At 45.9% G+C, this 19,979-nt stretch carries 20 protein-coding genes; 6 read left to right on the forward strand and 14 right to left on the reverse strand.

Annotated elements, in window-relative coordinates; translation table 11 throughout:
* Positions 1–26: 26 nt before the first annotated feature.
* From M3N64_RS01755 to M3N64_RS01775, 5 genes are all read right to left on the reverse strand, one after another.
* Positions 27–305 (reverse strand): metal-sensitive transcriptional regulator, encoded by a 279-nt coding sequence (locus tag M3N64_RS01755; protein ID WP_249096898.1) that lies wholly within the window; start codon positions 303–305, stop codon positions 27–29.
* 297 nt (positions 306–602) lie between these two features.
* Complete coding sequence (locus M3N64_RS01760) at positions 603–2,282, reverse strand: glycerol-3-phosphate dehydrogenase/oxidase (protein ID WP_249096422.1); 1,680 nt, start codon at positions 2,280–2,282, stop codon at positions 603–605.
* A gap of 147 nt (positions 2,283–2,429) precedes the next feature.
* Complete coding sequence (gene glpK, locus M3N64_RS01765) at positions 2,430–3,920, reverse strand: glycerol kinase GlpK (RefSeq protein ID WP_249096426.1); 1,491 nt, start codon at positions 3,918–3,920, stop codon at positions 2,430–2,432.
* Between the two features lie 33 nt (positions 3,921–3,953).
* Positions 3,954–4,778 (reverse strand): MIP/aquaporin family protein, encoded by an 825-nt coding sequence (locus M3N64_RS01770; RefSeq protein WP_249096428.1) that lies wholly within the window; start codon positions 4,776–4,778, stop codon positions 3,954–3,956.
* Positions 4,779–5,038: 260 nt separating this feature from the next.
* Entirely contained in the window at positions 5,039–5,599 is a 561-nt protein-coding gene (locus M3N64_RS01775; protein WP_249096430.1) for a glycerol-3-phosphate responsive antiterminator, read from the reverse strand.
* 1,049 nt (positions 5,600–6,648) lie between these two features.
* On the opposite strand from M3N64_RS01775, the gene M3N64_RS14065 reads away from it, so the two are divergent.
* The 3 genes from M3N64_RS14065 to M3N64_RS01785 all read left to right on the forward strand — a co-directional run bounded on the left by M3N64_RS14065 (position 6,649) and on the right by M3N64_RS01785 (position 7,878).
* Positions 6,649–6,756 (forward strand): hypothetical protein, encoded by a 108-nt coding sequence (locus M3N64_RS14065; protein WP_283163254.1) that lies wholly within the window; start codon positions 6,649–6,651, stop codon positions 6,754–6,756.
* A complete protein-coding gene (locus M3N64_RS14070; protein WP_283163255.1) occupies positions 6,756–6,914 on the forward strand; it encodes an aldo/keto reductase in 159 nt (52 codons plus the stop codon). The genes M3N64_RS14065 and M3N64_RS14070 overlap by 1 nt, the downstream gene beginning before the upstream one ends.
* Positions 6,915–6,981: 67 nt before the next feature.
* Positions 6,982–7,878, forward strand: a complete 897-nt coding sequence (locus M3N64_RS01785; RefSeq protein WP_438270980.1) for a YitT family protein — start codon at positions 6,982–6,984, stop codon at positions 7,876–7,878.
* A 37-nt stretch (positions 7,879–7,915) separates the two neighbouring features.
* Here the strand turns inward: M3N64_RS01785 and M3N64_RS01790 are convergent, their stop codons facing one another.
* Entirely contained in the window at positions 7,916–9,139 is a 1,224-nt protein-coding gene (locus M3N64_RS01790) for a multidrug efflux MFS transporter (protein ID WP_438270986.1), read from the reverse strand.
* Between the two features lie 225 nt (positions 9,140–9,364).
* Between M3N64_RS01790 and M3N64_RS01795 the strand changes: the two genes are divergently transcribed.
* Positions 9,365–10,270: a LysR family transcriptional regulator gene (locus tag M3N64_RS01795; RefSeq protein WP_249096433.1), complete on the forward strand. Its 906-nt coding sequence runs from the start codon at positions 9,365–9,367 to the stop codon at positions 10,268–10,270.
* A gap of 5 nt (positions 10,271–10,275) precedes the next feature.
* Here the strand turns inward: M3N64_RS01795 and M3N64_RS01800 are convergent, their stop codons facing one another.
* The 5 genes from M3N64_RS01800 to liaF form a co-directional block, all read right to left on the reverse strand.
* Complete coding sequence (locus M3N64_RS01800; protein ID WP_249096435.1) at positions 10,276–10,980, reverse strand: TerC family protein; 705 nt, start codon at positions 10,978–10,980, stop codon at positions 10,276–10,278.
* A 164-nt stretch (positions 10,981–11,144) separates the two neighbouring features.
* Entirely contained in the window at positions 11,145–11,843 is a 699-nt protein-coding gene (locus tag M3N64_RS01805) for a TerC family protein (RefSeq protein ID WP_249096436.1), read from the reverse strand.
* A gap of 387 nt (positions 11,844–12,230) precedes the next feature.
* The gene (locus tag M3N64_RS01810; RefSeq protein ID WP_249096440.1) at positions 12,231–12,872 is read right to left on the reverse strand and encodes a response regulator; all 642 of its coding nucleotides are present in this window, start codon (positions 12,870–12,872) and stop codon (positions 12,231–12,233) included.
* Positions 12,869–13,906: a sensor histidine kinase gene (locus tag M3N64_RS01815; RefSeq protein ID WP_249096450.1), complete on the reverse strand. Its 1,038-nt coding sequence runs from the start codon at positions 13,904–13,906 to the stop codon at positions 12,869–12,871. The genes M3N64_RS01810 and M3N64_RS01815 overlap by 4 nt, the downstream gene beginning before the upstream one ends.
* Before the next feature lie 3 nt (positions 13,907–13,909).
* Positions 13,910–14,716: a cell wall-active antibiotics response protein LiaF gene (gene liaF / locus M3N64_RS01820; protein ID WP_249096457.1), complete on the reverse strand. Its 807-nt coding sequence runs from the start codon at positions 14,714–14,716 to the stop codon at positions 13,910–13,912.
* A gap of 262 nt (positions 14,717–14,978) precedes the next feature.
* On the opposite strand from liaF, the gene M3N64_RS01825 reads away from it, so the two are divergent.
* Positions 14,979–15,413, forward strand: a complete 435-nt coding sequence (locus M3N64_RS01825) for a ferritin-like domain-containing protein (RefSeq protein WP_249096460.1) — start codon at positions 14,979–14,981, stop codon at positions 15,411–15,413.
* 109 nt (positions 15,414–15,522) lie between these two features.
* Here M3N64_RS01825 and M3N64_RS01830 read toward each other — a convergent pair whose 3' ends face one another.
* The 3 genes from M3N64_RS01830 to M3N64_RS01840 are packed head-to-tail and all read right to left on the reverse strand — an operon-like array spanning position 15,523 to position 19,171.
* Entirely contained in the window at positions 15,523–16,740 is a 1,218-nt protein-coding gene (locus tag M3N64_RS01830) for an ABC transporter permease (RefSeq protein WP_249096462.1), read from the reverse strand.
* Entirely contained in the window at positions 16,728–17,480 is a 753-nt protein-coding gene (locus M3N64_RS01835) for an ABC transporter ATP-binding protein (protein WP_249096464.1), read from the reverse strand. The genes M3N64_RS01830 and M3N64_RS01835 overlap by 13 nt, the downstream gene beginning before the upstream one ends.
* Before the next feature lie 14 nt (positions 17,481–17,494).
* Complete coding sequence (locus tag M3N64_RS01840; RefSeq protein ID WP_249096465.1) at positions 17,495–19,171, reverse strand: hypothetical protein; 1,677 nt, start codon at positions 19,169–19,171, stop codon at positions 17,495–17,497.
* 161 nt (positions 19,172–19,332) lie between these two features.
* Here M3N64_RS01840 and M3N64_RS01845 point away from each other — a divergent pair, with 161 nt between their 5' ends.
* A complete protein-coding gene (locus M3N64_RS01845; protein WP_249096470.1) occupies positions 19,333–19,764 on the forward strand; it encodes an HIT family protein in 432 nt (143 codons plus the stop codon).
* Positions 19,765–19,979: the final 215 nt, after the last annotated feature.

The raw sequence follows: 19,979 nt of genomic DNA on the forward strand, positions 1-19,979 counted from the left end.
AAAAGTACTGTTTTCTAACAGAGCCATTATTTAAAATGTTTCAACACATTCACCAGTTCATTAATCTGTTCTTCGCCACGTCCTTCTTTAACAGCTTTTGTGACGCATGATTTTGCATGTCGCTCAAGCACTGAAAAGGAAATCTTTTTCAGTGCAGCCTGAATGGCGGAAAGCTGAATCAGAATATCAACACAATAGCGGTCCTCATCCACCATTTTTTCAATACCATGGACTTGCCCCGCGACACGTTTCAAACGATTTAAGATCTTGCGCTTTTCTTCGGAAGTCCGGGGCACGAGCGGCATCCGGTTTTCCGTATTTTCTATTTGCGGATGCACATGCTCTGAGCATGCACAGGTTTCTTTAAACTCGCTCATCAAATGCCTCCCCTCAAAGAACATTATACCCCCACAGGGTATAATGTCAATGCATCTGTTCAGTATTAGAAAATTTGGCTTTGCCAAGCCTTTGATACAGGCAAAGCCGCCGGCGCACTTATATTATAATCCGCCGAATTTTAAACTTTCTTACAAAAAAAAGACAGCATGCCCGTTCAAATGGACAGGAACTGTCTGTTAGTAAGACTTGCAGTTTGTTCTGAATCACAAATCCGTGCTGTGCGTGTCATAATCAGAAGCTTCGCTGATCGACTGAAGCAGATCAGCTGCATCACGCTTCCTTTGCTCTGCAGGCCAATTTAAAAAATCAGCCATAAATTGAATGACCGGCTTCGCCCATCGTCTTGCCTCATCAATTGCGAAAAGTGTCATACCCGAACGTCGTGTAAAGTAATCCACGGATGTGACCACCATTTCTTCTTCCAGCGCATATTGAACCGTGGCCAAAAGTGCCTGCGGTAATTGGTATTTCTGTGCTGTTTCACCATTTTTCCTGACATAATCAAAGAGCGTTTCGGTGTTTGATCCATACTTTTCAGCAAGCTTCTTTGCCTCTTTTTCGTTCAGCCCTGCACGCATACCGAATGAAACCTGCTTCCGTACATAATCCATGAAATGCGCGGATCCGCCAAAATGCCCACCGGATAAGGCGATATGCGCGGTCTGGCAGGCAGGAAATGATCGTCCTGTCTCTTCATGGATCTGCTTTGTAACCGTGTCAACAACACGTTCAGCCATTTTTCGATAGCCGGTCAGCTTTCCTCCGGCAATTGAAATAAGCCCTGAAGCGGAAATAAATATTTCGTCTTTCCGAGATATTTCCGAAGGCGATTTCCCCTCTTCCTGAATAAGCGGCCGAACACCCGCCCAGCTTGATTCGACGTCATCCGCCGTTAAATGAACCGATGGAAACATACCGTTAATCGCCTCCAGAATATAATCGCGATCCGCAGCCGTCGGTTTGGGATCAATCGGCCAATGCGCATAAGTGGTATCCGTCGTTCCCGCATAAACCTTCCCATCACGAGGAATGACAAAGATCATTCGATGATCACCATTCGGTGTATCAAAATAAATGGCCTGTTTCGCGGGAAAACGTGTCCCATCAATCACGATATGCACCCCTTTGGTCAGATGAAGATGCTTGCCCTTGTTCGAATGATCCATTTCACGAATTGTATCCACCCACGGCCCGGCAGCATTCACTATTTTTCTGGCAAACACCCGATATTCCTTTTTCGTCAGCCGGTCGACAAGGCGTACACCAATGATTTTCTTGTTCTGGTCATAGACTAAATCTTCGACTTTGGCATAATTCACCGGAAGCGCTCCACGTGCTGCGGCTTCTTTGATGACTTCGATAGTCAGTCGCGCATCATCCGTGCGGTATTCGACATAGTATCCGCTGCCTTTCAATCCCTCTCTTTTCAGCAACGGCTCCTTTTCCAAAGTCTCCGCGCGATTGAGCATCACGCGCCGTTCGTCCTTTCTCACACCAGCAAGAAAATCATAAATTTTGAGCCCGATCGATGTTGAGAAACGTCCGAAGGTTCCGCGCTTATACACGGGCAGCAGCATCTTCTCAGGTGTTGTCACATGTGGCGCATTTTCATAAACAATGGCACGCTCTTTACCAACTTCGGAAACAACCTTCACTTCCAGTTGTTTTAGATAACGCAAGCCTCCGTGAACCAGTTTTGTCGAACGGCTTGATGTCCCGCCGGCAAAATCCTGCATGTCGGCCAGACCAACATTTAAACCGCGAACCGTGGCATCGAGTGCGATACCCGCGCCGGTAATGCCACCGCCGATCACAAACAAGTCGAGAGGTTCATCGGTCATTTTTTCTAAAATATCCATTCTGTTTGAAGAAGAAAGTTTCATATTTATTCCTCCGTTCTCATCGTTTAGTTATTATGCTCTCAAGGTGTCTATACAGAAAAAGACCACAAATACACTGGCGCATATTCGCAATATGTGTATTTTTGCGGTCTTTTCCCTGTCCATGGCCTTTATTAACTTGTCAATTAATTACTTGTATACACGTGCGGCGTGAACGGCCTTTTTCCATCCCTGATAGAGAGATTCCCTTATGCCTGCCGTCATCCCCGGAGTAAACGCCTGGCCGGATTCCCATATACCGGCAATTTCGGATTCGTTTTTCCATAAGCCAACTGCGAGACCTGCAAGATAGGCTGCCCCGAGTGCCGTCGTTTCACTGCTTTTTGGCCGTTCGACTTCAACGCCGAGAATATCGCTTTGGAATTGCATCAGAAAGTTGTTCATTGATGCACCGCCATCCACGCGAAGCTTTTTTAAGTCGATGCCCGAATCTTTCTCCATGGCAAGCAAAACATCCTTTGTCCTGTAGGCAAGCGATTCAAGTGTCGCACGTATAAAATGCTCTTTCGTCGTACCGCGTGTAATACCAAACGCGGCGCCGCGGACATCGGCATCCCAATAAGGTGTGCCCAGACCAACGAATGCCGGAACTAAATACATCCCTTCTGTAGATGATACACGACGTGCGTATTCCTCACTTTCCTTCGAATAGCGGAACATACGCAGACCATCACGCAGCCATTGAATGGCCGAGCCAGCAACGAAAATGCTTCCTTCAAGTGCATAGGTCACCTTTCCGTTCAGTGACCAGGCAATGGTTGTCAATAGTCCCGTTTCGGAGCGTATCGCCTGTTCTCCGGTATTCATCAGCATAAAGCAGCCAGTACCATACGTATTTTTGACCATGCCTTCTTCATAGCATGCCTGACCAAACAGTGCTGACTGCTGATCGCCGGCAATACCGGCAATGGGTACTTCTTCTCCGAAAAAATGATAGTCAATCGTTTGGGTGTAGATTTCGGAGGATTCCCGTACTTCAGGGAGCATTGCCTTTGGAATGTCCAGAATATCAAGCAGTTCATCATCCCATTTCAGCTCATGGATGTTGTATAACAACGTTCTTGACGCATTCGAATAGTCCGTCACATGTGCCTTTCCCCCGGACAGCTTCCAGACCAGCCACGTATCAATGGTACCGAAAAGCAGTTCACCTTTTTCTGCGCGTTCACGTGCACCTTCAACGTGGTCAAGCATCCATTTAATTTTTGTTCCGGAAAAATACGGATCAATGACAAGTCCGGTTTTTTCTCTAAATGTTTTTTCATAGCCAGCATCCTTCAGTTTCTGGCACAGATCGGCTGTTTGCCTTGATTGCCAGACAATCGCGTGATAAATCGGATGACCGGTTTTTCGGTCCCAGATCACAGCCGTCTCACGCTGGTTTGTTATGCCAATCCCGGCAACTTCTTTTGCTTCTATTTCTCCTGTCAGCAATGCATCGGCAATAACCGAAAGAATGGAGCCCCAGATTTCATTCGCGTCCTGTTCAACCCAGCCTGGTTTTGGAAAAAACTGGGTGAATTCTTTTTGCGCCATTTGCACCACTTTTCCGTGCTCATCAAAGATCATGGAACGAACACTCGTCGTTCCAGCATCCAGTGCCAGTATATACTTTCCCATCGTTTGCTCTCCCCTTTTACCTGTAACATAAGATTAATAGTTTTTATCCCATACCCGATCCGGTGAAGCAGTCCCTGCCTTTGAGAAGAAAGCACCAATGATCACAACGGCAAAAAGCGTGGCCGCGATCCAGAATGCAGGTACGATGTGTCCCTGAAAAAAAGCATTGTAAAATAGGGCACCAAAAACGCCGCCAAGTGCAGGTCCAATAACCGGAATCCATGCATAAGTCCAGTTCGAGCCACCCTTCCCCGCGATCGGCAGCAGAGCATGCGCAAGACGCGGCGCCAGATCCCTGGCCGGATTAATCGCGTAACCGGTTGTTCCGCCGAGCGCCATGCCAATCACGACAATTAAACAACCGACAATGAGCGGGTTCAGACCATGTGCAAACTGATTAGCACCAATCGCAAGAATGGAAAGAACAAGGACAAAGGTACCGATCGCTTCACTGAGCAGATTGGACCAGTTTTGCTTAATGGCTGGCCCCGTACAGAAGATGCCGAGCTTTACAGCCGGATCTTTTGTTTCACGCCAATGCGGCAGATAATGCAAATAAACCACGCATGCGCCGAGAAATCCGCCGATCATCTGCGCAAGTATATAGGCCGGAACCTCTTTCCAGGGAAATGCGCCAATTGTTGCCAACGCAAGCGTCAGTGCCGGGTTGAGATGTGCTCCGCTGAATTGGCCGACCGCATAAGCACCGATCGCAACCGCGAGTCCCCAACCGATGGTAATGACAATCCATCCGGAATTTTTCGCATAAGATTTTGACAAATTGACTCCGGCACAAACACCGTCTCCAAGTATGATTAATATCATTGTGCCAATGAGTTCGCCTAGAAATCCAGACATGATCACGATCACCCTTTGAAAAATTTTTAATGGCCGGCCTTCTTGCTTCTTTAGATCAAGTTCAAAAAAAATCCACGCCGAGTAGCTACAGGAATAGATACCTGCTCTCTTGCGTGGATGATTTCAATCTCATGATCCGCAGCACTGCATGAACTTGATAGTTTAATCATAGCCCATTTATGTAAGCGTTGTCAATAAATTGTCACAAAAAATATTTATTTTGTTCACAACTGATCTGTTTCAAATCGAATTTCATCCAGTTAACGATTAATCGTTTTACGCCAAAGTTGCTCTTTTGAAGTGGAAACCGCTGCGGCACCTGAATCAAGTGCTGTTTTTACATCGTCAGTCTCCCGAATCAATCCGCCGGCAATGACTGGGACAGGCAGCTTTTTACTAACTTCCCGAATTAAATCGGGAATAATGCCCGGAAGGAGTTCCACCATATCCGGCCTGACCTGTTCAAAGAGATGATAGCCCGTCTCCAGTGAACGTGAATCAAGAAGAAACATGCGCTGCACAGTCGCCAGCCCGCGCTTCTTCCCGACTTCCAGTACTGTGCTTCGGGTTGATATCACTCCATATGGACGGATCTGCTGGCAAATAAACTCAGCCCCGGCAAGATCTGTTTTCAGTCCCTGAATCAAATCCGCATGAATAAAAATACGTTTGTTTGCCTGTTTACCCATCTCCACCATCGTTTTGATTACCGAAAGATGGCTGTCCAAAATAATTAAATATTTAAATGGCTGCTGCAATAAGCGTTCGAAATTTTTCATATTATTGGCAGCAGGTACAATTTTTTGTTTTTCAAGCACCATTGCTGTCTCCTCCCTTCAAAACTCTGGAAATAGCACACTGTTACCCGCATGCTGCTCATCTCTACCGTTTATTGCCTGATTCACTATAAAAGGCCCACTTTTCACCTAAATGAACCCATTGAGAGATGCAAAGCAGTCTATTTTGAATCTGGCCTGTTGTTCAAATACCTTACAAGGCGAATCTGCCGTCGCGCCTATAACAGGTATCTTTAAATTTATATTCCTTCTTAAATAGGGCAAAAAAGCAGCGTGCGCTGCTTTTTTGCCAGATGGAGGAGGGGATGGGGGAAAAGCTGCCAATTCATGAATTGGTTACATCATATACAGGTGCAGCTGCATCAGGCTTCTTTTTAACCCCGATTTTTGGATAACAAGCCCTCAATCATGTGCGCCGCCAGTCGATAATATGCGGACTAAGAACATATCTTGTCCCATTAACGGATCATGAACTGCCGTAAGCCATGTATGCGTTAATTTAATGAATGCGCGCAACTGACGACGAATCATTCTGTTTGCCTGTAGATCCCTTTCAGCAAGAAGCCAATCTGCCTGCTTCCTGTACAATGATCATACCCCGACTAAAAAAACGACGCAAATACGTATATTTATAATAATAGCGTTTTCATGTTGATGAATCCAGAAAAAAGTTATCGTTCATAAATCAAAACGATTTAACTTTTATTATTTTTAACACTCTTTAAAAACAAGGCTACGCGTAGTCTTTTGCCGTCGATCTCGTACCTGACGGGCACCTCAGCCACGTGCATTCCAAATACAAAATCTTTGGATTATTTCTGTAAGTTTTCTATAATTAATATGAGTGACTCACAAAGATGCGGGGTGTTACGATTGGAAACTGTTCGAATTCACGGTCTGCCCGTCCAGCCGACACGAATTGCCATAGGTACATGGGCAATCGGCGGATGGATGTAGTGAGACGCTGATGATCAGGAATCGATACGCACGATTCTCACTGGACTGGATCAGAGCGTTATTGTATTGACACGGCTCCGGCACACGGTCAGGGGCATGCTGAAACTGTTGTCGGCATGGTGCTTAAGGAATACGGTCATCGGGATGAACTTGTCCTGGCGACAAAAGCAGGCTGGACTGGATCGGAACAGATGTATTCCGCAACGGATCGAAAGAAAGAATAATGAAAGAAATTGATGACTCACTTGTCCGTCTTCAGACAGATTATATCGATCTTTATCAGATTTATTGGCCGGACCCGCTTATCCCCCTGTCGGAGATAAATGTTCCGAAAGCGATCGGCACGGAATTTATGGCTCCGCCCGTTCGAAATAGGCGATGAATTCTCTGAACTATTGAACGTTTATCATTATGATATCGTCCAGAAGTGAAAAAGAAAGGATGTTGTGTTGTTGGTAACAGCTGAGCAAACCGAATTCCCGAAGAAACAGCATCAAGGATTGAAGTTCTATCAATATGTCATACGTGCCCTTTTAATTGCGATAGGGGTTACACTTGAAGCAGTGGCTCTTGAAATTTTTCTTGTCCCGAACAAAATCATTGATGGCGGTGTCGTCGGCATTTCAATAATGGTAGGGCATCTTTCCGGATGGCCGATTGGCGTATTTCTCGTGGTCATCAATCTCCCGTTTTTCATTATTGGCTATAAGCAGATGGGGAAAACCTTTACAATTACTTCCGCCTGCGGCGTAACCTTGCTTGCTTTCCTTACCACTTTATTTACCCCCATTCCGCGCTTTACCGACGATTTACTGCTCGCTGCCGTTTTTGGCGGAATTATCATGGGGATCGGTGTCGGCCTGGTCATCCGAAATGGCGGATCATCGGATGGAACGGAAATCCTGGCCGTACTGTTCAATCAAAAATCTCCATTTTCTGTCGGTGAGATTGTTTTATTTGTTAATATTTTTATCCTTGGATCGGCAGGATTTGTTTTCGGATGGAACTATGCAATGTATTCATTGATCGCTTATTTTATTGCCTTTAAAATGATCGATATTACCAGTGAAGGTCTTGAATCTTCAAAAGCCGTCTGGATCATCAGTGATTCACACGAAGAAATCGGCGATGCGCTTAATGATCGGCTTGGCCGTGGCGTGACCTATCTGAATGGTGAAGGCGCCTATACCGGAAACAATAAAAACGTCATCTTTACGGTGATCAGCCGGCTGGAGGAAGCAAAAGTAAAAAATATTGTGGATTCAATCGACAAAAGTGCGTTTCTTGCCATCAGTGACATTCACGATGTCAAAGGCGGCCGTTTCAAAAAAAGAAGCATCCACTAACATGGGATGCTTCTGTCCTGTGTGTCTGTTTTCCAAATTATCGGAGCGCGCTTCGGGCCGCTTCGATTTTTCTTTCCCTTCTTTTCACCATTAACTCGGAGGCAACGACCCAGCCGGCATTGATAAACAGGAGCAGGCTTGTCGAAAAGAACACGTATTTGATACCGAAAGCGGCTGCCATATGTCCACCGAGCAGCGAGCCGCCCATCGTTCCAAGGAACTGAGCGGACTGGTTGTAGCCGAACAGCTGACCGGTAATTGCTGCTGGCGCCATTTTTTTCACGATAGTATTAATCGACGGCAGAATACCTGCGGTAGCCAGACCGAGCATAAAACGCAGTACGGTCAGTTGCCATGCATTCGTCACAAATGCCTGCGGAATAAATAGAATGCCCGTAAACAACAGTGCATAAAGCAAGACACGGCGCGGTCCGATTCGATCAGAAAGTTTTCCGAGAAGCGGCGCCGACAGGACGCTTGCAAGGCCAGCCGCAGCGACAACCACCCCCGAAATCAATTCAAGGTGGGCCGACCCCGGGGAAAGAAGTTTCACATAAACCGTAATGATCGGCTGAATGGACATGTTGGCAAGCTGTACCATAAAGGTCGTGACAAACATAGCAACAAACAGACCGATATGCGGTGTCATAGTCCAAACCTGTTTTAATGACGGTGCTTTCTTCTTCGTAACGGTTACTTTTTCGTTCACCAGAAAATAGGATGCAAGAAACGCACAGAACAACAGAACACTTGTATCAATGAATACAAAGCGCATGCCCATATATTCAGCAAGCACCCCGCCGACAAGCGGTCCAATAAGCGATCCACTGATGCCACCAGTAGAGAGCATACCGAGTGCCCATCCGGAATGTGTTTTCGGCGTTTGCGTAGCCACCAGGATGATGGAGGCCGGAATATAGCCGGACACCACTCCCATTACGAGGCGCAGACCGAACAGCTGATAGACATTTTGTGCAAAGGCCATCAAAAAAACAACCGCGCACATACCGAGACTGGCACGAAGAAGCATTGGTTTCCGACCGTACTTGTCGGCAAGACGGCCCCAAAATGGGGACACAATTGCAGAAACGAAGAATGTCGCACCAAAAATGAGCCCCGCCCAGTTCTCAATTTCTGCCGTGTCCGTAACACCAAGCTTTTCAATATACAGCGGCAGAAACGGAATAATCTGGCTCATTCCCGCCGCAGTCGCAAAGGATCCGAACCATACCACATACAAGTTTTTCTTCCACAGAGGCAAAGACAATGAAGACACCTTACTTTTGCATTTTTTCCCGAAGGAACGTGCCGGATTCAATCGCACATTCTTAGCATGTTTCATCATAGTCTTGATTGCTGATTAATTCCAATATATATATTATTATAAATGAATAGGTTGAAAGCTATGAGTGCTCCTCTCCAAACTCATCGCCATCCACCTGTTTTATCTCGAAACACGGCCAATATACTATAGGGGGCACAAAAAATGGAGCTTCTTCAGCTCAAATATTTTCAAACCGTTGCACGAATGGAACACATGACAAAAGCAGCGCAGGAACTCTCCATCGCTCAACCTTCATTGAGCCAGACCATTAAGCGACTGGAAGAAGAAATCGGCGTTCCTCTCTTTGACCGAAAAGGACGCCGAATTAAACTCAATCGCTATGGCAGAATTTTTTTAGAAAAGGCAGAGCTGGCATTCTCCATTCTTCAGGAAGGAAAACAGGAGGTTGTCGACTTAGCAAAATTGAATGAAGACAGTATCTCGATGGCAGTGATGCGCTCACCCATTGTTCCTGACCTGCTCAGCAGATTCCGTCGCCTGCATCCTTTTGTGCGTTTTCGCGTAAAACAAATATCAAGAGCAACCATTCAGCATCAGCTCGAAAACGGAGAAATCGATCTGTGTATTACCCCATATTCACTTGAACAGGATAGACCGCTCAGTGCACGGCTGCTGATGAATGATGAAATCTATCTCGTTGTCCCTAAAAAACATCCGCTGGCCGCAAAAGAAAGCGTTGATCTGCACGATATCGCTCATGAACCTTTTGTCTTAAAAGCAAACGGCGCTTTTCGAGAAACAACGGACAGCTACTGCCGGATGGCCGGTTTCCAGCCGGACATTGCCTTCGAAGTGGACGATTCCCTGTCTATCAGAGGCCTCGTTTCAGAAGGACTGGGGATCGCCTTTTTCTCTTCACTTACCATGCGAACAGTCAAAGATACATCAATCACTCCGCTTCGAATCAGTCATCCGCATTGCAGCCGTACCATCAGGCTTGTGTGGAATGAAGAGCGCTATCACTCGTCGATTGTCACGGACTTTTATCAATTCATTATTGACTATTTTGAGCAATTTTCTTCTGCCGCACCGGGCAGCAGGAAATAGAAAAATTACACTGCCTGGTTCTGCTTATGCGCGCGCATGCTTTTCTTTTGACTGAACCAGCCTGCATACAGAACAGCCGCAATGGTGACCACAACAACCGGCCATTCGATCCATGACGCAAGATTCCCGAGCCACTTAATGACAAATGGCTCCGCGAACAGCATCCGTGCCGCGGTCATTGCGAGAATGCCCGAGCCGACATAGATCAGCCAGGAAAAACGATCCATCAGTTTTAAAATGACTGCGCTCCCGCCCATTAAGAGCGGAATACTGATTAAAAGTCCGAAAATAACAAGCAGCGGGTCATTTTGCGCCGCACCGGCAACGGCAAGTACATTATCCAGACCCATTAAGGCATCGGCAACGACGATTGTCTGCACCGCTCCCCAGAGACTTGTGCTGGCCTTGACCTCTTTCTTTTCCTGTGAAGATTCTTCCGGTTTAAGCAGGCGATACGCGATCCAGATCAGCAAGAGACCGCCGATGAAGTGAAGTCCCGGGATCATCAGAAGATACACCACCAGAATGGTGCAGAGCGCCCGTAAAACAACTGCTCCTGCCGTTCCATAAAGAATCGCCCGCCCACGTTGATGCTCCGGCAGTCGGCGGGCAGCCAAAGCAATAACAACCGCATTGTCGCCAGCTAAAAACAGATCAATGCCGACAATAATAACCAAGGATGACCAAAAGGCCATTGTAAATAACTCCATCTCTCAATAATCCTCCTGTAAAATGCCATCAATTAGGGACCCAGCCTTCGCCAGACTTCTGGCGAAAGCACCGGCGCAAATCTCTGTACTTTCTTATTTGTGCAAACATAAAACCGGTGATCATTCACCGGTACGTTAAGTTCCTTCAACAGACAATGTCTCTATTAAATGGATGATTTAACAACCGCCTGTTCTGCGTCCTTTTCCCTCTGCTGGCTTCTCCATCCGAAAAACAGTACACCTGTAATAATGAGAAGAAGCACAGGCCACTTAATCCAGGAAAAACCCGAAACAGCATCATGGATTATGTGATCATCGAAGATCATTTTCCCCGCCGTGAAAGCGAGGATACCCGATCCGGCATAAGTGATCCACTGATAACGGTCAACCAGTTTCAGAAATAAAGTACTGCCGCCCATAACCAACGGAATACTGATCAGCAATCCGAGTATGACGAGCAGGTAATTTCCTGACGCCGCACCACCGATTGCTAGTACGTTGTCCAGTCCCATCAGTGCATCAGCCATAATAATGGTACGGATCGCGGCTCCCAAACTTGTTTTTGCTTCGATGTTTTTATTTTCCTTGTGATCTTTCAGCAGGCTGTAAGCAATCCAGACAAGCAACAGACCACCGATAAGATGCAGGCCCGGAATTTTGAGCAGCCAGACAACGGCCAGCGTTGCCGCCGCACGAATAGCGACCGCACCAAGCGTTCCGTAAAGAATCGCACGTTTTCGTTGATGTTCCTGCAGCCGTGCCGCCGCAAGCGCAATCACAATCGCGTTGTCCCCCGCCAGTATCAGGTCGATGCCGACGATCAGCAGCAGCGAGGTCAAGAACTCCAGCGAAAAAATATCCATTCAATCATCCTCCCAATCATTTCTCAGGTACAAAAAAGCAGCCGCTCCGACAAGAATCGAAAAGGCTGCACAAAAAAACCTTTGCCTTTTTTCATCCGTCCGAGGCAAAGGTCTCGCCAACAGCTTATATGGCTGCCAGAGAAGCCGGGGACTGTTCCCGTAATGACGGCTATACTCTGATGGCTACTCCCCTTTTACGAGGCTAATTCTTTTGTTACATTAATTGTAATATGTATCTTATAATCTGTCAAAGGCAAATCGATTATTTTTTCAAATATTTTTAGTTTACGTATCACTTTGCAGAAGATCTGGTTAAAGATTCACGTTTTCTATGCTGTCGCAAATCCGCAGCTTGTTGAAAAACACGCTGAAAAATGAATATAGCCTTTAATTGTGCTTTGTAAATAAATGATTTTGAAATGCATAAATTGCAGCCTGCGTTCGGTCTGCAACCTCCAATTTGCTGAAAATACTGCTGACATGTGTTTTAACTGTTTTAATGCCGATAAACAGGAGGTCTGCAATTTCCGCATTGCTTTTGCCTTCGGCAATCAATTGCAGCACTTCTTTTTCTCTTGTCGTAAGCTGGTCGAATGGCCGGTTTCTATGCATACCGGACACCAGCTTTTGGGCAACTTTGCCATCGATTACCGTTTTCCCACGATGTGCTTTATAAATCGTTTCGATAATTTCATCTGAAGAAGCAGTTTTCAATAAATAGCTCATCGCACCTGCCTCAATTGCCGGAAACACTTGTTCATCATCATAAAAGCTCGTCAGAATAATAATTTTTTTCGAAGGATCCTGTGTGAGAATCTGTTTCGTCGCTTCAATGCCGTCTCCGTCCTCCATGATCAGATCCATAAGAATGATCTCGGGATTCAGTGCAGCAAAAATACGGACGGCTTCGTTTCCGCTTGACGCCTCACCAACCCATTCAATCGATTCTTCAGTCGCGAGATACGCTTTCAGCCCTTTCCTGACCATATCATGATCATCGACAAGCATTACTCTGATTTTTTCCGTCATGATTTCTCTGCCTCCCTGTGTATAGGTACTCGAATGTTAACGGATGTACCTTCGCCTTCATGAGTAGTCAGCAGAAAATGACCGCCGATTTCCTCGGCACGTTCCTTCATCGTTTTTAAACCGTATGAGGCCACTTTCTCCCGCTTTGGATTAAAACCACGTCCGTTATCAAAAATAGTAAGCGTTACCAGATTATCCTTCTCGTGCAGCGAAAGGACAACCCTCGTTGCTTCCGAATGTCGCAGTGCATTGGAAAGCGCCTCCTGACTAAGCCTGAACAGATGGTTTTCCACGCCCTTGCTCAGTCCCGGCACAGGTTCAATAGAAGCCTCAAAACGAATCATCGTCTTGCCGTCAAGCTCCTGGATCAAACGCTCCAGTCCTTTATCCAGCGCCTCATTATTTAAGCGGACCGGCCGAAGATGAAGCAGCAGCGCACGCATCTCTCCCTGCGCTTTACGCGCAATGTCGGACACGTCAGCAATATTTTCCGCTGCAAGGTCTGGGTGGGTATGAACGGTTTTCTCGGCAGCGGAAGCGAGCATTGACAAGGCGAACAGCTGCTGGCTGACCGCGTCATGAAGATCCCTTGCCAGACGCTGTCTCTCTTCCGTAACCGCCTCGTTTTTTATCCTCGCATTCATTTGCACATTTTCATCGACAAGCCTTTGCAGCGACTTCACCTGTGTATCAATCTTATCAGCAAGTTCATTCAGGGACTGAGCAACCTGGCCGATTGGGCCGCCTTCTTCCGTTCTCATTCTCGCGGATAATTTGCCCGTTGAAAGTGTCTTGACAAATAAATCGACAGCATCAAGCTGGTCGATCAGCAAACGATAGTCTTTCGTCAGGGCATTGGCTTCCAGTAAAAATTGGATAACAAAACTCGAAAAAAATACCAGTGCACTGATAAAAAGCGCATTTGCCGATGGCTCGAACCAAAAGTAAATCTGCAATACCGCGAATAAAAGCAGCGATGAAAAAAAGCTGATCGTGATTTGAAATCTGGCTGTACGAATCCGATAATTATGCATGATTTACACCTGCGCAACACTTAAATCAATGACTTGAAAATCAAAAGAAAAATTGATTCGACGTGTTGATTCATTATAATTTGGAGTCTGGTACTCAATATTTCTCAGTACCCCGCTCTGCTTGTCATCTCCGATTTTCGCATCGCCGACTTTTGCCCTCAGCTGAATCCGATAGGCAAGATCCTCCGGCATCGTCATCCGAATGTTGCCCACCCATCCGGATAAAGTAATCGGAATCGTCTCATCCGGAATAAAGGCTTTGGTAAAATCAAAGGTGTAATCCCCGATCCGCACCCGCTCATTCATCGGTTTGACCATCCAATTTTCATGTTTAAATGAAGACTCATTGACAAAGGTGTAAGGCCCTTCCGCGCGTTTTGAGGATCGATGGTGCTGCTCATCCTCGCCTTCCAGCGTAAAATGCTGCGTTCGATGCTTTCGATGCCTTCGATGTTCATCTGTCACTGAAACTGTTACATTTTTCCCGAAGAGCAGGGACAGGCCAAAATAAATGATGAGATACGGCCACAGCTTCCAGAAGTCCGCCCATTTAAAAACCAGTATGCCTGAGTCATCGGCAAGCAGCAGTCCACCGTAAATCAGAAAGAGCAGTCCCCAGAACAAATTTGGTTTTTTTCGCTCAAACAGTGGAGCGACGATGAGCAACACACCGAATAAAACCGCCAGAAAAGGAAAATACATGTCAAAAAGAGGCATCATTCCCTGGGAAATAAGATTAAGATTGTCAAGCAACCAGTAGATGCCCAGCAAGACAATCACCAGCGCACCCAATAATTTTCCAAATGACATACGCCCTCATCCTTTCTTATCGATGCAAAAGCCCAGTGACTTAGGCGTCCTGGCCAAGCTTATAGCTCTACTATACAGAGTGTGCCAAAACATTTCCATAGACCTCAAGCGGTTTTTTTCTCCGTCCCATGACGGATCAGAAACCCATAAAATGTGAAAAAATTGTGAAAACAATACCTGATGACCATGATTTTATCCAATTAGGTTTATTATGAATGGTGTGAGGGTATTTTGATTATAGATCTGCGAAGGGGTGAAGGACATGGACAAGAAAGTCCAAGCATTAATTGACGGATTAAACAAAGATCTTGCAGGTGAATACTCAGCGGTTATTCAGTACAACTATTATGCAACAACGGTTTCCGGACTGAATTATCAGATTCTCAAACCATTCTTTGAAGAAGAAATTCCCGATGAACTCGGCCACGCTGCCTATCTTTCGGAAAAAATTGCCAATCTTGGCGGCGAACCCACCACAGTCCCCGCACCTGTTACGAAAGTGAATGATGCTAAGGCAATGCTTGAAGGCGCGCGCCAGGCAGAAGCAAGTACACTGGAAAACTATCGTGAACGCCGCAGCCAGGCTCAGGAACTCGGCATGATTGAACTGGTGGTAAAACTTGAAGACATGATTGCCGATGAACAAAGTCATCTTGAAAAATTGACGAAAACGCTGAATGACCCGGTTTTCGCCTGATCAAAGAATATGCGAAAGACCTGTCTGGTCTCAAATTAAAATGAATCCGTAGCTGTATTTCTTGTAAGAAAATCCGAAGTATGCCGCAATGAAGCCACTTCGGACTTTTTTATGCATTTTGCTGCAGCCATTTTTTCGCATAGGCGAGTGAAAAAAGCAAACTGACGGCCAGCCCGCCCGCTAAAAAGAACAGAAAATCAGCAAACGAACGAGCGCCGATTCCTGCAACGGCGCTCAGGATCACGCTCTGCATGATCAGCAGTCCCGCCACCATTCTGACAAAGGGCTGACGCTTCAGCATTTCTTCAATCGGATATAAGCCGGCAAGCGCCTGGGGAAAAGGATAATGCCAGATCGGAAGCAGCTGCAGCCCGGTAACATAAACAATTGAGATAACAAGAAATACGGAAAAAGCACCCAGATTGAGCAAGTAACCAAGCAGCATACCAATAAAAGTCAGCCGGACGTACATACCCAGATAGTCATCTGCGCGAAGAAATGTTTTGACAAAGATTTGCAGAAATACTTCCCGTTCATTAAAATGGCGAATAGGAAATAAGCGGCTGAATATGAAGCGCGGACGTACGTTCCGCTGCAGACGCGGGACATCCGTAAACAAGTTGGCAAACCTGAGAAAAGTCAGACTCTGACGCATTTCACTGTCAAGCAGTCGCGGCCAATGGAGCCGCGAGCCGCGCGTCTGTCTGTGATAAAGAAACGCTGAAACAAGGAACATCACGGCCGCGCAGGTCAGTACAACATATACCGGCTGCCTGCTCAGCACAAAATAAATCAGACAAAAAGAAAGGGCACTGCGCAGAAAGCGAAACGGGAGAGTTTCCCTGATCAGTTGTTCCTGCCAGCTGCAGTCAATCATCCAGGCTTTCACAGCAAACAGCACGACAGTATTGATGAAAAAAGCGCCAATACTGTACCGTTCATAGTGGAAATAGAGCGGCGCGCTGATTACCCAGATTCCGATCAGCCAGACACTTTGAATGCCAAAGCTGTACACTCTGCTTTTGCGAAAATAGTCACCCATTTCTTCTTCAACCGGCAGAAGAAAAACAAGATCCGCGCGCTGAATAAAGGTACGAATGGGCGCATGAACACAAACAGCGGCAACAAGCAGACTGACGATGAGTATGGCCGGAAAATCGCCTGGCAGGCTGTCGAGCCATTTTTTGTAATAAAATCCGCCAATCAGAATCATCGCATAGATAAAGAACATCAGACCGCTGTTTCTTCCGATTAAATTCCAATAGCGAAGCTGCATTTGCATGTTTTCTCTGCAACGCTTTGACCAGAGTCTGCTTAATTCAGCCATTCAGTTTCACCTCTCGCAACAGCCAGGTAAATATCATGAAGGCTTGCCTGCGTATTGCCAAATCGCTTTTTGATCTGATCAAGTGTTCCCTGAATGGCGATTTGTCCCTCATGCAGAATAATAAAGCGGTCGCAGTACTGCTCTGCAGTTGTCAGGATATGTGTAGACATCAAAATCGAAGAACCGGATTGTTTCATCTCGCTCATTAAGTCAAGCAGCGACTGAATGCCGATCGGATCTAATCCGACAAATGGCTCGTCCACAATATACAGAGCAGGGCGAACAAGGAAGGCGCACATGATCATCACTTTCTGGCGCATTCCTTTTGAAAAATGTATCGGGAACCAGTGCTTTTTCTTCTCCATATTAAAAAGATGAAGCAGCTTCTCACTTCGTTCCTCATATGTTTTTTTATCTAAATGATAGGCCATCGCCGTCATCTGTAAATGTTCTTCTAGTGTGAGCTGTTCATAAAGTTCAGGCATCTCCGGAACATAAGCGATGCTTCGTCTGTACGCACTCATATCCTCTTGAAGGGTTTTCCCGCCTACACGTATCTCGCCGGAAAAAGGCTGTAAGAGTCCGAGAATATGCTTTATAGTCGTACTTTTTCCGGCACCATTCAGACCGACAAGACCGACCAGTTCACCCGTGTCCATCTCAAACGATACGTCACGGAGTACGGGACGCTGCCGTGAATAGCCGCCACTTAATTGGTTTACAGTTAAAACTGGATTCATCATTACAGCTTCTTTCATTTTTTGCCTTGAGTCGTGAACGTTTTCACTGCCGAAACGATTTCATCCGTATCAATATAATCCACAGACACTTTATCCCCGGCCTTTAAAAAGACACTATACGGATTTTGACCTGAATTCACTGTGAAAATCTTGTCACTGCCGTTAATCATAAACTGAACTACTGTCTGGCGCGAATCGTTATCCTGATATTTATAAACTTGAGTTACTTCGCCGCTCAGTTTCTTTAACAGGGCCTTGTTTGTCGGTGAGGCACTGTCTCCGCCCAGTTTGGTTGCCACCGCATATTTATAGTTATCGAAAAGGCTGCGCTTATCGGTTTCCGCACTGTAAACATTCTCATTTTTCGCATGAATCAGCATCAGTTCACGCAGCACATCATTGCTGTCCATCAGGGGAACCACCCATGTTTCCTGGCCATAAATTGTATAGAGGTTTGGAATACCCGCCTCATATTTATTCTGTTTAAATGTTTTCTCCGCGACATTCATGGCGGATTTCCCGTTAAGCAGGCCGTTCGCGCTCGAATAGTAAGTGATTTTCCCGGTTCGCGTGTTCAGCATTGAATAGCCGACCATCGCACCGCTTCCGGATTTTGGCCGTGTGAAATCAGTAAACCAGTTTAGCTCAAGTGCATGATCGAAAACACCATTCACTTCATCGGAATGCGACCACTCAGTCGGCCGTTTGATGTCTTCCTGCGCAAACAGTTTATTCCAGAAACCGTGCACATTCTCACCATACCAATCATTCCACTGCTCAGCGACATTTGAAGGAATGGCCTGATCAATGAAGGCAGGCAACTTGTCAATTGTATAGTGACGCACATGCCCAGATCGCGGATCAACGACAAACACGCCTTTAATATCCGGAATTTGCCTGAGCTTCTGATAATAGCCGTAGGCGACCACATAATAAGGGTTCCCCGCCTCGTCCGGTTCAAAACTCGGACGAAATAAAACAGGTTTTGCATACTTGCTGCGCACGAGCCGTTTCAGATTCTCTGAAAAATAGGCGGACGGCACGTATTTCATCTCTTTTTTTATCAATGAGGCATTCGCATTTTCATCCTCCGCACTCATTCGAATATATCCGGGAACACGATGACTTTTTATCCATTTGAAAAAGCCGCTGTACTCAATCGGTGTCACCCAGTAGAGATGTCCGTCGATTTTCTGCAGCGAAGTATGACCCAATTCATAATAAGAAACATGTGCCAGCTCACCGAGCACTTTTTCACTTTTATAGCGGGCATACTTTTCCGGAACAACCGGGATATGCTGCTCATTCATCGATTCCGCCGCACGGTTTACCACGGTCGTTTTCGCCGCAGCAAATTCGTATTTCGCCTTAGTCACCGTAAGCGGATAAATAAAGTGCAGGAAGCAGAAAAACAAAAGCATCAGAAGTCCGGCAAGGACATTGACTGCAATCAGGCGCTCTTTGGCGTAAACAAGATCAGAAATCAGAAACAGCCCCCAAATAAGCGATCCATAGCTCAGGAATGCCTGCCACGTATGATCAATCAGACCAAAGTAGAAAAGGATGAATAAAATGATCAGGCCGGCAATCATCCGAACCGCCTGAAAGGACAGAAACGCCTTGTTCCTCCCTTTCTTTTTCCATACAAATGGATTTAAAGTCAATGCCAGAAGACTGAATAAATAAGCCATAAGAATTCTCCGTTTCTCAATCTAATTACAATTATTGTAACGTAAATAATGCCCGGAATGCTATATCTGATTTTATATTCATCATGGCGTTTCCTAATTCCTTGATAAAATCCTTTCAGAGTGTGCTAAAATTAAAAAAAACATAGACAAGGATGATTTTCATGAGTGAGGCATCAGACTGCATTTTCTGCAAAATCATTAATGGAGAAATTCCAAGCGCCAAAGTGTACGAGGATAACGATGTATTCGCTTTTCTCGATCTCAGCCAGGTAACCAAGGGGCATACGCTGATTATTCCAAAAGTGCATCAGAAGGACATTTTTCATCTGGATCCGAAGATCGCTGAAAAGTTATTCAGTAAAGTGCCGCTCATTGCTAAAGCAATTCAGAATGCCTTTCATCCGGTCGGTATGAATTTATTAAATAACAACAGTGAGCTTGCCGGCCAGAGTGTATTCCATTACCATCTGCACCTCATCCCGCGTTACGGAAAAGATGACACATTCTCTTTCAGTTTTCAGTCACACATGGATGAGTATTCAAATGAAGCACGCGCGGAGATCGCTGAGGCCATTGCCAAAGAAATTCATTGAAATGTGCTCGAAAGAATAAAAAGACCGGCGGGACACGTTATGAACGAAAATCCTGCGGTTTTGCGGAAAATCTCTCCGGATTTTCCGGCATTCTATAATGTGAAAATTTCAGCATTTGAATTGAATTTTCTTTTTAACACGTGTATAGTATGAATACACCTTGCAGCAGGCCGCTGGGGCACTGCTGGAGGATACACCAGATTAGTTGAGGAGAG

Origin of the sequence: Sporolactobacillus mangiferae, assembly GCF_023336505.1 — a bacterium.
GTDB lineage: Bacteria > Bacillota > Bacilli > Bacillales > Sporolactobacillaceae > Sporolactobacillus > Sporolactobacillus mangiferae.

Coding starts and splice junctions, on each gene's coding strand:
- M3N64_RS01845 (WP_249096470.1), top strand. CDS start 19,333: ATGAGTGAGGCATCAGACTGCATTTTCTGCAAAATCATTAATGGAGAA.
- M3N64_RS01840 (WP_249096465.1), bottom strand. CDS start 19,171: ATGGCTTATTTATTCAGTCTTCTGGCATTGACTTTAAATCCATTTGTA.
- M3N64_RS01770 (WP_249096428.1), bottom strand. CDS start 4,778: ATGTCTGGATTTCTAGGCGAACTCATTGGCACAATGATATTAATCATA.
- M3N64_RS01825 (WP_249096460.1), top strand. CDS start 14,979: ATGGACAAGAAAGTCCAAGCATTAATTGACGGATTAAACAAAGATCTT.
- M3N64_RS01815 (WP_249096450.1), bottom strand. CDS start 13,906: ATGCATAATTATCGGATTCGTACAGCCAGATTTCAAATCACGATCAGC.
- M3N64_RS01810 (WP_249096440.1), bottom strand. CDS start 12,872: ATGACGGAAAAAATCAGAGTAATGCTTGTCGATGATCATGATATGGTC.
- M3N64_RS14070 (WP_283163255.1), top strand. CDS start 6,756: ATGAAAGAAATTGATGACTCACTTGTCCGTCTTCAGACAGATTATATC.
- M3N64_RS01830 (WP_249096462.1), bottom strand. CDS start 16,740: ATGGCTGAATTAAGCAGACTCTGGTCAAAGCGTTGCAGAGAAAACATG.
- M3N64_RS01795 (WP_249096433.1), top strand. CDS start 9,365: ATGGAGCTTCTTCAGCTCAAATATTTTCAAACCGTTGCACGAATGGAA.
- M3N64_RS14065 (WP_283163254.1), top strand. CDS start 6,649: ATGGTGCTTAAGGAATACGGTCATCGGGATGAACTTGTCCTGGCGACA.
- M3N64_RS01800 (WP_249096435.1), bottom strand. CDS start 10,980: ATGGAGTTATTTACAATGGCCTTTTGGTCATCCTTGGTTATTATTGTC.
- M3N64_RS01805 (WP_249096436.1), bottom strand. CDS start 11,843: ATGGATATTTTTTCGCTGGAGTTCTTGACCTCGCTGCTGCTGATCGTC.
- glpK (WP_249096426.1), bottom strand. CDS start 3,920: ATGGGAAAGTATATACTGGCACTGGATGCTGGAACGACGAGTGTTCGT.
- M3N64_RS01775 (WP_249096430.1), bottom strand. CDS start 5,599: ATGGTGCTTGAAAAACAAAAAATTGTACCTGCTGCCAATAATATGAAA.
- M3N64_RS01755 (WP_249096898.1), bottom strand. CDS start 305: ATGCCGCTCGTGCCCCGGACTTCCGAAGAAAAGCGCAAGATCTTAAAT.
- M3N64_RS01760 (WP_249096422.1), bottom strand. CDS start 2,282: ATGAAACTTTCTTCTTCAAACAGAATGGATATTTTAGAAAAAATGACC.
- liaF (WP_249096457.1), bottom strand. CDS start 14,716: ATGTCATTTGGAAAATTATTGGGTGCGCTGGTGATTGTCTTGCTGGGC.
- M3N64_RS01835 (WP_249096464.1), bottom strand. CDS start 17,480: ATGAATCCAGTTTTAACTGTAAACCAATTAAGTGGCGGCTATTCACGG.